This is a genomic window from Bradyrhizobium sp. USDA3010, assembly GCF_056429065.1.
In genome coordinates this window covers 14,396-28,286 of record NZ_JBWJZD010000058.1, presented here as the reverse complement: position 1 = coordinate 28,286, position 13,891 = coordinate 14,396, and the positions used below count along the sequence as shown (strand labels likewise).

Genomic DNA, 13,891 nt, shown 5'->3' with positions numbered 1-13,891 from the left:
TGGCGGGCGTGGTGTTCGCGGCTGAAGGTGATGGGGTTGGCTTTGCAACCGAATCCTACGCCGCATCAGCGCTTTACACCACGCTCGCCAGCCTCTCAGGCGCCTCTGACGAATAAGACGGGCTAGTATCTCCAGAAGCGTGATGACGTTTTCGCTAGAACGCGTCTCGTCAGTTCGTAAATCCGCGACGACGCAAAATCGCCGGTGCGCCGGTCCGACAACATCGCGCGTGACGACAACTGCATCTATCGAGCTAGGGCGGACTTGTACAAGATCGGGCGTTCCCGATGCGATCGCCGAAATTCGAAACGCTCGAACGCAAACGAAAAGCTGGAGCCAACTGGCACAACGGAAATTGACGGGGAAGGGCGGCGATGTGGCGCCGGCTCAAGTGTCGATAGGCTCGCTGTCAACATTCTGCTCTACACGGAGAATGGCCTGGTGATATTTCTCATGGTCACGATGCGAGAGTCGGCAAGCAGTTCTTTAGAGTACACTGCGCCGAAGTAATCGAGGACGAAGGTGCCGGAATAGCGTAGACTTTCGGTCGCGCGGATTAGATTATCGAGAATTGAGTCCACTTGGCCAATGCGGTCGCGGTAGCGCGCACGGATAACATTGACGGCGTTCATCGAGTGAACCGCCTCGTCAGCAATCACCTCCCTCAGCCAGTGATGAAACGTGTTGTTACCAAGGGTGTCATAGAAGGGCTTCTCTGCTGCATAGGCACGGCAAGTGCACATCTCATCAAATGCAATCATAACCATGAGGGAGAATTCGTCCTTCAGGTGCTCAACGATTGGACCAAAATCGTGCGACCGAGCGTCCAATCTCTCCCGAAGATCCTTTTCGGATCCATTAGCGACGAGTTCAATGGTGCGGATGAAGCCATCGGTGTGGCGCTCCTCGTCGATCGCCCAGGCGTTGAAGAATGCCGCAGCTTCATCGCTAACGATGAGGTTTCGGTCGGCTAACTCTTGTTTCAGGTGCCGGGCGTCATATTCCGTGTATAGGTCAGGCCACAATTTGTTCCAACGCGCACATATAGCCGACGGCTCAGCGTTGAACATCGTTGGCGTAAGAGAATTGAATAGTTCTTTTGGACTCCAGTGCCGCCGAACCGGCGTGATCATCTGAGTGCCCCTATTCGCGGTGCGAGCGCTCCAGGTGCCATCGTGAATCGAGCGCTCGTACAGCAGTCTGCTGCAAACTACACGTGCCGTCACCTATATGCTTTGGTGAGTTGATTCTAGGTCGGAGACGTCTGCCTTGGCCGAAGCGCCACCCGAAAGGGCAGCAAGTGCTTGTGGCCCAGGGCTGCAAATCGAAAACCCGACTCTCAATTGGAGGGGGAAGATGATGCGCCGACGTTGAGAGTGCAGCCTCCTCGGGGCTGTCATGCTGACAGGTACTTTTAGTGTCCCCAGCTCCAGCGACGCCGCTGGTTCGGGCTAGGGGATCGGTCAGCCTGGACCGCGCAGAATTAGCCCTGTCGTGTGGCATGGGACCGAGGTTCGGACTGGCACCAAGGGATGTCAAACTGCGTCGGAGTCGATTCCAATCCTTGGCCTCGTCGAGGGGTTGACAACGCGTTGGCCGCTTGTGACTTCGCATTGGAAGCCAACCAGCATTACAGGTCGCTTGATTGATGTGTAAGCCGAGAAGCGCGCTCGATCCTGTTCGTCATCTATACTCTTGCCTGGCTGAGTTTGTTGCCGAGCAAACGCGGAGCAACGGCGACCTTGGCCGGCATCGCCGAGACGCGTTTGATGGAAGATGTCCTCCTCGGGAAAGTTCATCGGCTGTCAAGCCGGCAAGAATCTGCCAACCATTCACGCCTTTCGTCCTTGCCGCTAACGGATCAAAAACTGTAATGCAGCAAGTTCTCGCCTGGGACCACAGGGGAAATATTTGCACATGACCGGACTGGCCGTTATGGAAAACGTGCGCCGCTATCGTGCGATAGCGTTCCTGTGCCGGCAGGCTGCCGCATTTCGGCCAATCCAAGGGGGCTCATTGCTGGCGCAAGCTGCAGATTGGGAAGACCGTGCAGTTGCGGAGCTTGAGAGATATTTTGATTGTTCGACTGCGTGTCCTCGTTGAAGTGGCCGGACGATTCAAAGATCCGCTACCCGAGAATGGGTAAATTCAAGATATGGAATTGTGGCTGGATGACCTGGTTAGGCAGTCGTGTGAAAGATCGGTTTGAACCTATTGGCTTCTAATTGAGGGTAGAGGCCTGCTCCGTCCAGGCGAGCGCGTGTCGGCTCACGCCATCCAGCCAGGAGATGGCGCTCGTCTCTCGCGATTGTACACGATAAAGTTGGGCTCCTCGCGACAACATCGTTCGAAAGCAAATGTGCCCTGTAATCTCTGCACGTGATCATTATCCAGCTGTCTGTCGGTCCGACGACCGACATGGTAGGCATCCGCGATTTACCGCTGTTGGCTGTGAGATCTCGATCTGGCTAACGCGTACTGGTCGCCAGTTTGCAACTCCTGATTGGAGTTTCGGCTACCCGTCTTGCCTTCAAGTGCGGCCGACAGCTTGAGATTGTTGCGCAACATTGAATTTGTGGGCTCGATCGCGAGGCCTTGACGGTATAGCACTTGCGCCTCCTCGTGGCGCCCCTGTTGATCGAGCACGACGCCCTTTGCATTCAATGCGCGCAGGTCGCCGGGGGCTGCCAACAGTACCTCATTGAGTACCTGAAGTGCCTCATCTGAGGAGTTGCGCGCCAACAAGGCGCGTGCAAGCGAAATTGCCGCATTGACGTTGTCCGGTTGTTGGTCCAGGGTCGCGCGCAGACTCTGCTCATCGGCATGAACGAGAGCGCGCGAGATGCGCTCGTGCATGGCGGGATCAAACTCTTTGCCGCCTGCCAAGTCTGACGTGGACCACTGCTGGCGTGAAAGATCGGACGGGCTCGCGCAACCAGTGAGCATCACAATAGTGAGCATCGCAGGCAGAGCCGACCATGGGCCTGGACTAACGAAGCACAAGCGCCGCCGACGTCTGGTCCCATTTGAATTCATAACCTGCTCACGATGATCTGCTGTGCCGTCTCAACTCGCAGCGCTCAGGAGACTGCCCGGGGAAGGGCTCTTGTCTTTGGCAGCTGCCAGCTTCACGGATCCGATCGGTTGGACCGTGAAATCTGCGGCGAGATCCTGATAAGAAAGGACAGGTAGGTCGATTCCGTTGCGGGTGAGAAAGCCGCGAACGAAACGCCGGATATCCATCGAACCCAGAATAACTGGCTGGTTCTGGCTGCGCGCGATGCTCGAATGGATCTGGCGAAATTGGGAAAGCAGCATCTCGCTTTGCCGGTCGTCCAAAACGAGGTATGGGCCGACGGCGGTTTCACGCACGGCACCCCGCACGATATCCTCAGTCTCGCGCTCGACGATAAAGGCGGCCACAACGCGATGCGCGTTGGCATAGCGGTGACAGATCTGCCGCTTCAGAACAGAACGCACATATTCGGTGAGCAGCACGGCGTTCTGCTCCCGCTCGCTCCATTCCGCAAGTGCCTCCAGAACCAAGCGGGTGTTCCGGATCGGGATGCCCTCGTCCAGCAAACGACGCAGGACATCCGCGATCCGAGGGATCGGTGTCGTGCGCAGCACCTCCTTCACCAGATCGGCATATTCCTGCTCCATTCGGCCAAGCAACTGACGCGTCTCCTGAATGCCAACGAGGCGCTGTGCATAGCGCGTCAACGTGGACCGGACGCGCAAGGCGATGATTTCGCTCGGACCGTGATGCCCTATGCCGGCCGCCTTGAGAGCAGCCGCATGGCCCTGTTCGATCCAGATCCGATTCGTGTCTGGATCCTGCCAGAACGGGATGCCGCTCAATTCGATGTTCGCTACGTCGTCGTCAAGCAAGAGCTTTGTCGGGTCAATAGCGCCCTCTTCTACGGGTACGCCCTCGACGGCCACATTGAATTGCGATCGGGCCAGGTGGTTGGAGCTTTGGGCGGGAATGCGTGGAATTGTGATACCCAGATCAGCTGAGACCAGTGCTGAAACCCGTGCGACGCACTGCTCGAGTTCCCCCACATCCATTGCCTTCATCAGGTTCGGCGCCAGCAACAGCGTAATCGGAAGTGCTTCGGCCGGCACAGTTTGCTTCTGACCCTGCGTGGAAGCGGGAGCCGAACCGGCGGGATTGACGCCGGCCTTTGGAGCGATCTTGCTCTCTGGCACGCCAACCTTGACAAAGCTGGCGGCGGAGAAGAGTGCGGCCAGTATGACAAAGGGGGGCAAAGGGAAGCCAGGAACGAGCCCCATCACAAGCAGGACGCAGGCGGCCAGCCGGAGCGCTTGCGTGCTAGCCGTAAGCTGGTTGACGATATCGGCGCCGAGATTGAGTCTGGAAGGACCGTTGACACGAGTGACAATGGTTGCGGCTGTAATTGACAGCAGCAGCGCTGGGATCTGCGAAATGAGCGCATCACCGATTGTCAGGATAGTATATTGATGCATCGCCTCCTCAAGGGACATGCCCCTGGAGAGCGAGCCGATCGTGATGCCACCCAGCATATTAATACAGATGACTATGAGTCCGGCGATGGCGTCGCCCTTCACGAATTTCATGGCGCCGTCCATCGCGCCGTGAAGCTGGCTTTCCTGCTCCAGCGCGCCGCGTCGGCTGCGGGCTTCGTGCTGGTCGATATGGCCATTGCGCAGCTCCGCGTCGATCGCCATCTGCTTGCCCGGGAGCGCATCGAGCGTGAAGCGCGCCGACACCTCTGCCACTCGTTCGGCGCCCTTGGCCAGAACCATGAATTGCACCATGGTTACGATCAGAAATATGACAATGCCGACGGCGATGTTGCCGGATATGACGAAATCGCCGAACGTATGGATGATGCTGCCGGCGTCACCCTCGGACAGGATCAGCCGCGTCGTTGCAACGGTAAGAGCGAGACGAAAAACAGTGGAGATCAGGATGACGCCCGGCAGCGACGAAAAGTCGAGTGGCGTGTTGAGATACAGGGCAACCATCAGCAGCAATATGGCAAAGCCCAGATTGAAGCCGATCAGCATATCGATCACGACGATCGGGATCGGCATGATCATCATTCCGATCGCCAGAAGAAGCATCAGCGCGACCATCAAATCCGGGTGGGCGGGCGCGCGCGTGATGAGATTTCGTAGAACGTTGGCCATGAAAAGCCTTATTGTTGCCTAGCTGCAGCTGTGTTGGCCCGCAATGAAACATAGCGCTTGAAGGTGGCTTGCGCTTCGGTCATGCGGCCGGCGTGGCGAAGCGCGTGGCTACGCATCAGCATCAAGGGCAGAGATGAGGACGGTTCGTCATCTAGTTTGTCAAGCCGATCCAATACCGACAGTGCTTCGTCACCGCGACGCTCCGAGATGAGAGCGTAGGCCAGGATCCGCAGCAGGTCGATGTCTCGAGACTGTTCGTGAGCAACCAACCGCAATAGAGCCAGGCTCTTTGCGCTCTGCCCGCACGAAAGATAGATATAAGAAAGCACGCAGAGCAAATCTCGCTCCGGCCCCGAGACCAGCTCGAGAGCATCAGCTTCGGAAACGTTTGGCGGCTGTGTAGATGTGACGTGCTGCAATTTGTCTAGCTCGGCCATTGCTAGCCTTTGATCAAGCCGTTGTGGCTCTGCCGGAGCAAGATTAAGCGCTGCAGCTCCAGCTGCAGAAGGGCGGCTCCTTCACGTGCCAACAAATCCTCTGGCGCGGCAGATAGCGTATTGGCTAAACGCTCCAAAAGAGGGCCGTGTTGATCAGGACGCAGAACGTGCGAATGACGTAGCCGCGGCGTCACGAAAGAGAGCAGGCTATGCGCGAGATTAGGCCCGTTAAGCCAAGCGAGTTCCGAGCCTGGCTCGATCTGACCTGGTTGGGCGCGGGCCTCGTCGAGATTGACGCGCGAAATCGCATTGATCGAACCGAGCTTGAGCACGCTGTCGATCGTGGCGTCAACCAAGCGGTCCGGCGCATCGTCATGCCGGGAAGTTGCGCTGTGGCTCTTGTCATCATTGCCACGCGTCCGGTCGACGCCGATGGACTTGGCTCGAGAATTGTCCGGCGTGATGGCAGATGCATGATTATCAACGTTTGGTCCCTGAAAAGAGGTGCCAGGCTCGACGGGATTCGGGGGCAGCCTAGTCATGGCACTTTGCTTCCTTACCTGCGGCCTGAAGCGCTAATAGGATAGAGCGGCAAGCCGGCCATTCCGGCTCAGCAGAACACGCCCTTCCTCAATCCCATTGACGGTCCATCCATTGCTCAAGAGCGCGCCAACAAAATATTTCTGACCAGCAATGACGATATAGGGGTCGCTGCCCCGCCACACAGCCTGGAGTCCAACTGCGGAGGGTGTCTTCTCATCCTTGACGACGACTGCATTGACGAGCGCATAAGCGCCGTTGCTATCGCGATCAAACCGTTGCTGAATGTCTTGCCACGTGGCAAGTGCAGCGGGCGTAACGCTGCCATCGGCGGTGACAACGCCGGCCCCAGAACCGACTTTGATGCCGACAAGGCCTGCTCTGTCAACTTCTTCTTGCAGCAGCCCCGCAGTTGCATCGGTGACCAGAGCATCAGGAGCGTTGAGCACCAGCTTGGGGGCAACGTCGGCAGCAGGAGGCGGACTTGGCACTGTAGCCGTGTCGGTCTGGACAAAACTGGTCGAGAATGTGCCAACCGCGGCAAAGCTGATAACGACCATGGCGAGTCCGGCGAGCGATACACGCCGGCGATCGATAGAGCCAGCTTTTTCGAGATCCTCGATAGACCACTGGATCGACATTTCGCCGGCATACAGGACGGCAGGAAGAGGGACAACGACGGGCTCGTTAGGCAAAATAGTGTCGTGCCCTTCGACACGGACGTCGCTCGCCAGGGCCTCAATCTCGATCGAATTGGAATGTGGGGTGACACGAAGATGGTGCGGTTCGAGGCCTTGTTCGACAAAGATTAAATCAGCATCGAGGCTGCTGCCGATCAGACACGATCCGACCCCCACTTTCCCTGTCAGCCCAGAATAGCACCCCAGCAGCACTTCGAAGCGCTGGCAATGTGGTTCACTCACGGTCGCTCTCCTGAACAGCGAACGGAACCGTACGGCAAAACCGTACGGCCCGTTGAGACTTCACGGACTAAGCAGCCCGGGAAAGTGGGCGACGTACATCGCCCCGCCTCATCCCTTACTGCACCCGCTCGTCGGCTGCTTTCTTGACGGTCGAGAGCTCGGTCGAGACGACGCGAAGTTCCACATCCCTTTCAGCAGCCTTGGTGCTTGTGGCAGTCAGAGCGGCGATTTGCCGTTGGAATGCCGCCTCGCCGGCAACTTCAGCAGTCGCGGAGCCGGCGGCAGCAGTAGCGGTGCCAGCTGCACCACCTGCAGTCGAGGTATGAGACGCACCAACACTCTTAGTCATACTAGTTCTCCTGTGTGCTCGAATTTCGCCGCAACGTGCGGCTCCTATTTTCCTGATGCCGCAACATGCGACGTCAGGAATCCTCTTCTGTTTCAGCCATGACGTCGTCGAAATGACCCATTGCACTATTTGCAAACTGTAGAGCAACGGCTCCCAGAGCGACGCTGAATGCTTGCTGCATAGCGGCTTCTCGCGAGGTGCCGCCTGGAGTGGACGCGCCGCCGCTTACGGGAATGTTCGCATCTGGCGATCGGTCATGATCATCGCGCTCGTCAGGTTTGTGAGATCCGTTTTTGCCGCTGCTTTTGCCGCCAGCCGCATGGAGGTCGGCATCAACGTGCCCAGCGGGGCTAGAGCTCGTAACGCGCATCGGGGTCTCCTATGTCAATTCGATCGTGCCAAGGGAGGTAGTCTCCGCCCACCAATGTGCAAACGTTAGCTTTCGAAAAGCTGACGAGTTCTAAAAAATGACATGTGCCAATGCTGGATCTACGAAAGCCGCAGATCAGATGGTATGTACCAGGACAAACGTTCGTTTGTGGAGCTTGTTCGGGTCGGATCGCTGCTCATCAAGTTGAAAGCTTCAACAGGCGGATGTTAACGCGACCATTAATAGATCGCGTTTGAAGTCGATGTGCTGCAATCTCGGGCTGACGTCACTTTCGATGCCCGCGGGGTCTTTCGACAATTTGCTTGCGGCCGGGCGCAGCGGGGCAGTAGCTTGACCTGGTCTGGAGCGGGTGGAAAGCCAGATTGACGGTGATTCAGCGGTCAAGGACGATCCCTCGGTCCTGGAGGGCTCATGAAGGATCCGTCAATCGGGGCCCGCCATCATGCAGAGCGAACAGCAGCCTGTCGCTCGAGAACCGGTCCTTCGCCCTCGCGCTCCGCAATCAGCGTGCTCCTGATCCTTGCGCAAGCCGACAGGCTCCGCGGCTCTGACCGGTTCTGTCGCCGGTTTTAATGCATCGACCTTCTTGCCGGGCTGCGTATGCAGTTGATTGACCTTCGCAGCGGAAAACTGGATTTGAGGTCGGCCTCGTGCGATCGAGCGCGGCCCACATAAATTGTGCGCAGTGAAGAGCGAGACAAGTTCTTCGGATCCGGCGGACGGTATCGAGGATGGTAGAGCTTGCGCGGACCGACTGCTCGGCAGGCAGACCCGACCGCGCGTAAGCCGCACAAGCTCGACTGGCGTTTTCAGCGTGATCCTGACGGAGAGTGCGATCCGGCTAGGCGTTAGCACCTGCAGCTTGCATGCGTTCGGACTCGATGCGAGCCTTCAAGTTGTTCAGGTAGTCCTCCGCGTAGGACTGGGCTACCGAAACCGGGAGGTTGACCCCCGCCGTGGCCGCTTCTTGAATTGCCTGCTTCACCAAGCCTTCTCGCATTGCCAATTTGACCTCAGGGCCGCCGATGCAGCCTACCGCCTGTGCCGCAAGGTTCAGGCCAGCTTCTTCGAGCGCTTGCTTTATGTTGCCACCGCTGATGGCGGTGTGAAGAAGATTTGCAGCTTGCGCTTCGGATTCGAGCACCATTGACGCCAGATCGGCCAATTCGCCCAAGCCTGGAATGAAGCTAAGTACACCGACTGCTGTCGCGGCCCAGTCGAGTACCTTCGAGCCAACCTTGAGCACGTCATTGATTGCGTGCATGAAGGCGCCACCGTTTTTTTTGGGAGACTTGATGTCGGGCTGGTCTGCCACGCCCATCGTCATGTCCGCGACCGCGTCCTTCTCGGCGGCAGTTCGGGCGGCATGCGTCTTCACATGCTGAACGGTGCGGTTCGCACCGGACATGTTGCTGAAGAACTGGTTGAAGTCGCTCTTGCTGATATTGCCGGAATCGACCGTATGGCCGCCGCCGAAGTCGAAGAACTTGTGGTGGGTTTTGTAGCCCGTAATCGCGTTGTTCATTAACCCGAACAGCACAGGATCGGACAGCAGCTGGGAGGCCGCCTTTCGCACCTCGGGCGCGAGGCTCTTGTCATCGGCCATGCTCGCCAGCTTTTCCCGCGTGAGATCGCCCTTCCCGAAGAAGGCGCTTTGGCTCTTGCTGATCGTGTCGAGCGTATCGAGCTCGGCTTTCGTGAGATTCACAGACGATGAAGCAACCTGCAGGAAGTCCTCTTTGTGGACCTTGTCTATCGAGCCGCCGTACAACTGCTTCCATTCATCCGGATGGTCGAGGAAGTATTGAGCGGCCGCGAGAACCTGCGGCGGGCATTTGCCCGTCTTAGCTTCACCGTCGATGATCTGCTTGAAATCCGAAAGGCTTAGGTTCTTGGGCAGGTTGTCGGAATAGCGATAGAGCTCGCGCAATGCATCGCTCAGCATCATAACCGATGGCTCGCCATTCCCGCTGCCGTCGGAGGGGATGTAGTTTTGCGTATAGTTCTTTGCCCGCTGCTCCTGGAACTCAGCAACTTGCGGGTGGTGATCGGAGAAGCCGGAGAGATCACCTGCTTTGATCTTGCCGCCGCAGTGGCCGTCGCCTTGCGAGCCTATCGCGTAGAAGAGCTCGGGGTCCCGCTGCAGTGCCTCGATCGCCGCCTTTAGATCCGGCGGTGTGGAAGGATCGTTGGCCAAATCTCCCAGAGATTTCCAATCCAGAGGGCATTTGTCCTTGTGTCGGATCAGCACCGACACAATCTGCAGCTCGGCCTCAGTCGGGGTGCCGCTGTTCCACGTGATTCTGGAGCTTTGTACGGGAGCTTCTGCGATCTTTGGGGCGTTCGCAGGGGAGGAGGCTTCCTCGGAGGACGGCTCGGGGTTCTCCTGACATGCGTCCAGTGCGGCCTTGATCTCCGGCGGGATAATGTTCCGCACCTCTCGCGTGAGTTCTTCCGTGAGTTGCTTGGACGAGTCCTCGGCCGCCGGACCCTGCGGTGGGGAATGCTCGTCAGTCGTGCCCTTCAACGACAAACTGACCAGCACCGCCTCAAAGCCTGAAAAGTCACGCGCCGGCGAGGGCCCGGAGGCTAGCCCCGACAAAGCCAAATTCGAGCTGGTGGTTAGCGGCAGATTGTTGACTGACATCATACGTCCTCTGATTTGAGATCGCACCACAAACTGGCTATGTGGCGCAGCCTGAGATCGCGGCGAACAACGAGCAAGAAATGTCGATAGGCTTCAATGGCTCCTACCGCTTGCTTCCGATTGCACAGCGCTCCCAGCGCTCAGTTTCGCTACAATCTATAGGCACATCGCCGTCTAGATATTCACGCCGTATGGTAGGACCGATTAGCTTTCGAGAAGCTGACGGCGCTCAGAGGATTTCACAATTAGTTGCGAAATGGCGTCGCTCAAGGCGACGACGTGTCCTCAATTCGGCATCGGCTTTCTTGGGTGCTCGGTCGCTCTCCTCTGCGACAGCCAGGTCAACGAGTCTGCCGCTCTTCGCAGGATTCGCGTGTGCTGATCAACATCTCGATCTGAGCAGGCGTAGCTGTTTGGCCGATGAAGACCCAGTTGTCCCTGGCGAGATATCCGTTCGCCATGACGAAATCGCCAAGTTCCGGCGGCGCGATGCGTGCGGGCAGCGCGGGCCGCCCTTGGGGCCGTCCGGCGTGAGGCGACCCCGCCTGCATGGGTCCAGGCTCAAGATCTTGCCAAACAGGGTCGTTGCCGAAATCGGAGGCGTCCGCGCGATCTTGAGCGACCGCTGGGCGGGAATTGGACTGCTCGCCGCCGATCAATGATGGCTCGACATGCGACGGTCGGCCTCCAAGCTCCTGCCAAATCAGGTCCTGACTGTACTCGGGCATTTCATGCAACGCTATCAGTTCACGCTCAAACTCACTTCGATCGGCGGGCGATGAGGCCGAGTGGGGTGGTGGGCTCTTGTCTGCTCCGCTTAGCGCATTGAAGTCCATCCTGTTTCTCCTTTTGCACAACAAAACGGCTCTCAACCGATGCGACGAAGTTCATGACGGACTTCGTAGAGCATTTCAAAGGCTCGCATGAAGCGCTAAGGCTGCAAGGCGGGTCACGGATATTGCTTGCCCGGATTCCGGCTCGCGCATCCCGTGGTGCGGGCCCGGACGTTTATTGCCTGTCCTGCGGCATCGCCGCTGGACAGCCGCCCTCTAATCATGACAGCAGCGGCTTTCGAAAAGCTGACAGAGGGCATGAGTAGAAATTACATCTCTTCCCAACCTATCTGTTATCATCCGTTCATTTCTTGCCAGTATCAGGTGCGTGAACCGCGCCGTCTTGATGTGATAGTGCGGGCGAAGGAGCGTCATTGGGGCGTCCTTCGCGAACGACCACGCTGGAAGATCCGCGAAACAGCATCAAAACCGACTCCCGCGGTGGCTTTTCGGCTCCGTTCGGGTTTCGTCGCGCTTGTGCCTCCGCGACCAGTCCTTTGAGTGTCTGCTCCACAAGTGCGATAAAGCGAGGCGGACCGGACGCGAAGACGAGGCCATCTCCCGATTCGGCTCTCACGAGGTAGCGGTCGTCCGAGATGTTGAGTGCGTCGAGCGCCGCCTTGAATGCGTCGAAGCTGATCGGATTCAAGACCAGAAGGCGGCTTTGCACCTCATGCGCGTCAGATACGTAGAGCACCAGCCCATCGTAGTACCATTGAAGATTGTAGAGATTGGTCAACCGTTCGAGGAACTCGCGCGGTGGGAGATCCGGCATTCGCCCGCGAATTCGTCCCTTCACCCCGGTGCTGATATTGACTCTGATATTGAGGTTGTTGCCGAACTCCTGGAGCGCGGCCGCGAGGTCTTGATCCAGCACTGTGTAACTATACGGCGTCGACGGCAGCGCCAGCGGGGCGCCGAGCGCCTTGATGGCGCCCAAGCAAATGAAAACACCAACATAGAGAACTTTTTTCAAGATATGCAGCCTTATAGACGAGATGAGCATTTCTGCGATTTTCTTCTACTTGAGACTAAGCACTGGAATTCGTCCCAAAATTTGGAGGCCGACGCTTCGCCGGAAATTGGAAGCCAACCGTGATCATTCGATGACAGATGCTCGTCAGCTTTTGGTCAGCTTGCCTCTCTAGGGTGCCACCCCATTCATGCCAGCGAATGGCTAATCTCACAACGTGACAGAAATGATTTCTCCCATGTTGCTTGGAATTGCGTCGGTCTCCGCCAACCCCGTCGAGTGTGCCTCCAGCGGCTGTTCGCTGGCACACGCTCAGTTTCACGAGAATCTCGCGCAGGCCGCCTTGAAACAGGGGGACGCCTCTTCTGTGACCGAGCGCGTGCCGGTGTCATCGGTGCCGGAAGTGCAGCGCGCAGTCACGCCGGCGAGCCCGCTTGGCGATCGCGTCCTTCAGAGCATTTCTGCTACCCACCAGGGCAAACCATTTCCTGGAGGTGCAGTTTCGCCGGCACTCGTCGGCGACGCTGATCCCGCGAAGAGTTTCCAGCTTGGGCCGGCCGCGCAACCGCTGCTGCGGCCGCAGCAAGTCGAGGTGCATCCGGCGAGCAAGCCGGAAGGTGCGGATCATTTCGATTCGGCGCTGACGAATTTGCGCGATGTTTACAACGGCGTCGTCCAGGTTTCGCTCATCTCCAAAGGGACAGGTGCCGTCAGTTCATCTCTGAATAAACTTCTATCAGCAGGCTGAGCGGGCCGTTGGCTGTCTTGACGAAAGGCAAGATCGGTAACGGTCGGCCCGCGAGCAAGCGGCTTCATGCTCTTGTTCTGCTGCTGCTTTTACCGATGCTCACCGGTTGCAAAACCGATCTGTATACCAAAGTTCAGGAGCGTGACGCCAACGAGATGCTTGGGCTGCTGCTGAGCAGGGGTGTCGATGCCATCCGGGTTATCGGCAAGGATGGGACGAGCACCATTCAGGTCGAAGAAAAGCAGCTCGCCTATTCCATCGAGTTGCTAAATGACCAGGGCTTGCCGCGCCAGCCCTTCAAGAGCCTTGGTGAGGTGTTCAAGGGGTCGGGGCTCGTTGCCTCTCCGGTTGAGGAGCGGGCCCGCTACGTCTATGCCCTCAGCGAAGAATTGTCGCGCACGATCAACGATATTGATGGGGTTCTCTCCGCCCGTGTTCATGTCGTTCTGCCGAAGAATGATCTTTTGCGGCAGGATGCAACCCCGTCCTCGGCGTCGGTTTTCATTCGGCACGCCTCCAACGCGAAGCTCTCAGCCTTGCTGCCGCAGATCAAGATGCTCGTCGCCAACAGCATCGAAGGTCTATCATACGACAAGGTGGCGGTCGTGTTCGTGCCCGTTGAGCGGACTCAGCATGAGGCCTCGGTTACGCCAGCGGCAGCTTCGAACGAGTCAACCAGGTTCGTCTCGGCTCCCATTGCGATCGGCGCAGGAGGTGCGCTCGCCGTATTGGGCATCCTATCTTGCGTACTGCTGAGCGCACGTGGGGGCCAACTTCGCCAATCCTGGCGTAAGCTGATGAATCTCGGCAGTGGTGCCAGCAAGCCAGCGGTCCAGTCCGTCGGCAAAAAGCTCTCCTCCGATGCGAAGTAG

13 protein-coding genes are annotated in these 13,891 nt (G+C 57.9%); 2 read left to right on the top strand and 11 right to left on the bottom strand.

Features of this window, described 5'->3' with window-relative positions:
• Nucleotides 1-422 precede the first annotated feature (422 nt).
• From AC066Y_RS40175 to AC066Y_RS40125, 11 genes are all read right to left on the bottom strand, one after another.
• Nucleotides 423-1,133 (bottom strand): hypothetical protein, encoded by a 711-nt coding sequence (locus AC066Y_RS40175; RefSeq protein WP_478278672.1) that lies wholly within the window; start codon nucleotides 1,131-1,133, stop codon nucleotides 423-425.
• Between the two features lie 1,303 nt (nucleotides 1,134-2,436).
• Nucleotides 2,437-2,961: a tetratricopeptide repeat protein gene (locus AC066Y_RS40170; RefSeq protein WP_244978862.1), complete on the bottom strand. Its 525-nt coding sequence runs from the start codon at nucleotides 2,959-2,961 to the stop codon at nucleotides 2,437-2,439.
• Between the two features lie 105 nt (nucleotides 2,962-3,066).
• Complete coding sequence (gene sctV, locus AC066Y_RS40165) at nucleotides 3,067-5,178, bottom strand: type III secretion system export apparatus subunit SctV (protein WP_478278671.1); 2,112 nt, start codon at nucleotides 5,176-5,178, stop codon at nucleotides 3,067-3,069.
• An 8-nt stretch (nucleotides 5,179-5,186) separates the two neighbouring features.
• Nucleotides 5,187-5,615, bottom strand: coding sequence for a type III secretion apparatus assembly chaperone SctY (gene sctY, locus AC066Y_RS40160; protein ID WP_456718442.1), 429 nt, complete (start codon nucleotides 5,613-5,615; stop codon nucleotides 5,187-5,189).
• A gap of 2 nt (nucleotides 5,616-5,617) precedes the next feature.
• Nucleotides 5,618-6,157, bottom strand: a complete 540-nt coding sequence (locus AC066Y_RS40155) for a hypothetical protein (protein ID WP_478278670.1) — start codon at nucleotides 6,155-6,157, stop codon at nucleotides 5,618-5,620.
• 33 nt (nucleotides 6,158-6,190) lie between these two features.
• Entirely contained in the window at nucleotides 6,191-7,078 is an 888-nt protein-coding gene (locus tag AC066Y_RS40150) for a SctD/MshK family protein (protein ID WP_478278669.1), read from the bottom strand.
• A 115-nt stretch (nucleotides 7,079-7,193) separates the two neighbouring features.
• Nucleotides 7,194-7,427, bottom strand: a complete 234-nt coding sequence (locus tag AC066Y_RS40145; RefSeq protein WP_478278668.1) for a nodulation protein NopA — start codon at nucleotides 7,425-7,427, stop codon at nucleotides 7,194-7,196.
• A 73-nt stretch (nucleotides 7,428-7,500) separates the two neighbouring features.
• A complete protein-coding gene (locus AC066Y_RS40140; RefSeq protein ID WP_478278667.1) occupies nucleotides 7,501-7,797 on the bottom strand; it encodes a hypothetical protein in 297 nt (98 codons plus the stop codon).
• Nucleotides 7,798-8,659: 862 nt separating this feature from the next.
• Entirely contained in the window at nucleotides 8,660-10,465 is a 1,806-nt protein-coding gene (locus tag AC066Y_RS40135) for an HrpF/NolX family T3SS translocon protein (RefSeq protein ID WP_478278666.1), read from the bottom strand.
• Between the two features lie 341 nt (nucleotides 10,466-10,806).
• On the bottom strand, nucleotides 10,807-11,301 hold the full coding sequence (locus tag AC066Y_RS40130; protein ID WP_478278665.1) for a hypothetical protein: 495 nt from the start codon (nucleotides 11,299-11,301) through the stop codon (nucleotides 10,807-10,809).
• A gap of 301 nt (nucleotides 11,302-11,602) precedes the next feature.
• Nucleotides 11,603-12,304 (bottom strand): secretin N-terminal domain-containing protein, encoded by a 702-nt coding sequence (locus AC066Y_RS40125; RefSeq protein ID WP_478278664.1) that lies wholly within the window; start codon nucleotides 12,302-12,304, stop codon nucleotides 11,603-11,605.
• A 193-nt stretch (nucleotides 12,305-12,497) separates the two neighbouring features.
• Here AC066Y_RS40125 and AC066Y_RS40120 point away from each other — a divergent pair, with 193 nt between their 5' ends.
• Nucleotides 12,498-13,019, top strand: a complete 522-nt coding sequence (locus AC066Y_RS40120) for a nodulation protein NolB (protein WP_478278663.1) — start codon at nucleotides 12,498-12,500, stop codon at nucleotides 13,017-13,019.
• A gap of 95 nt (nucleotides 13,020-13,114) precedes the next feature.
• Nucleotides 13,115-13,891 carry a type III secretion system inner membrane ring lipoprotein SctJ gene (gene sctJ / locus AC066Y_RS40115; RefSeq protein ID WP_456724956.1) on the top strand — a complete coding sequence of 259 codons (777 nt, stop codon included), beginning with the start codon at nucleotides 13,115-13,117 and terminating at the stop codon, nucleotides 13,889-13,891.

Coding starts and splice junctions, on each gene's coding strand:
- AC066Y_RS40175 (WP_478278672.1), bottom strand. CDS start 1,133: ATGATCACGCCGGTTCGGCGGCACTGGAGTCCAAAAGAACTATTCAAT.
- sctJ (WP_456724956.1), top strand. CDS start 13,115: ATGCTCACCGGTTGCAAAACCGATCTGTATACCAAAGTTCAGGAGCGT.
- AC066Y_RS40130 (WP_478278665.1), bottom strand. CDS start 11,301: ATGGACTTCAATGCGCTAAGCGGAGCAGACAAGAGCCCACCACCCCAC.
- AC066Y_RS40125 (WP_478278664.1), bottom strand. CDS start 12,304: ATGCTCATCTCGTCTATAAGGCTGCATATCTTGAAAAAAGTTCTCTAT.
- sctV (WP_478278671.1), bottom strand. CDS start 5,178: ATGGCCAACGTTCTACGAAATCTCATCACGCGCGCGCCCGCCCACCCG.
- sctY (WP_456718442.1), bottom strand. CDS start 5,615: ATGGCCGAGCTAGACAAATTGCAGCACGTCACATCTACACAGCCGCCA.
- AC066Y_RS40135 (WP_478278666.1), bottom strand. CDS start 10,465: ATGTCAGTCAACAATCTGCCGCTAACCACCAGCTCGAATTTGGCTTTG.
- AC066Y_RS40170 (WP_244978862.1), bottom strand. CDS start 2,961: ATGCTCACTATTGTGATGCTCACTGGTTGCGCGAGCCCGTCCGATCTT.
- AC066Y_RS40155 (WP_478278670.1), bottom strand. CDS start 6,157: ATGACTAGGCTGCCCCCGAATCCCGTCGAGCCTGGCACCTCTTTTCAG.
- AC066Y_RS40145 (WP_478278668.1), bottom strand. CDS start 7,427: ATGACTAAGAGTGTTGGTGCGTCTCATACCTCGACTGCAGGTGGTGCA.
- AC066Y_RS40140 (WP_478278667.1), bottom strand. CDS start 7,797: ATGCGCGTTACGAGCTCTAGCCCCGCTGGGCACGTTGATGCCGACCTC.
- AC066Y_RS40120 (WP_478278663.1), top strand. CDS start 12,498: ATGATTTCTCCCATGTTGCTTGGAATTGCGTCGGTCTCCGCCAACCCC.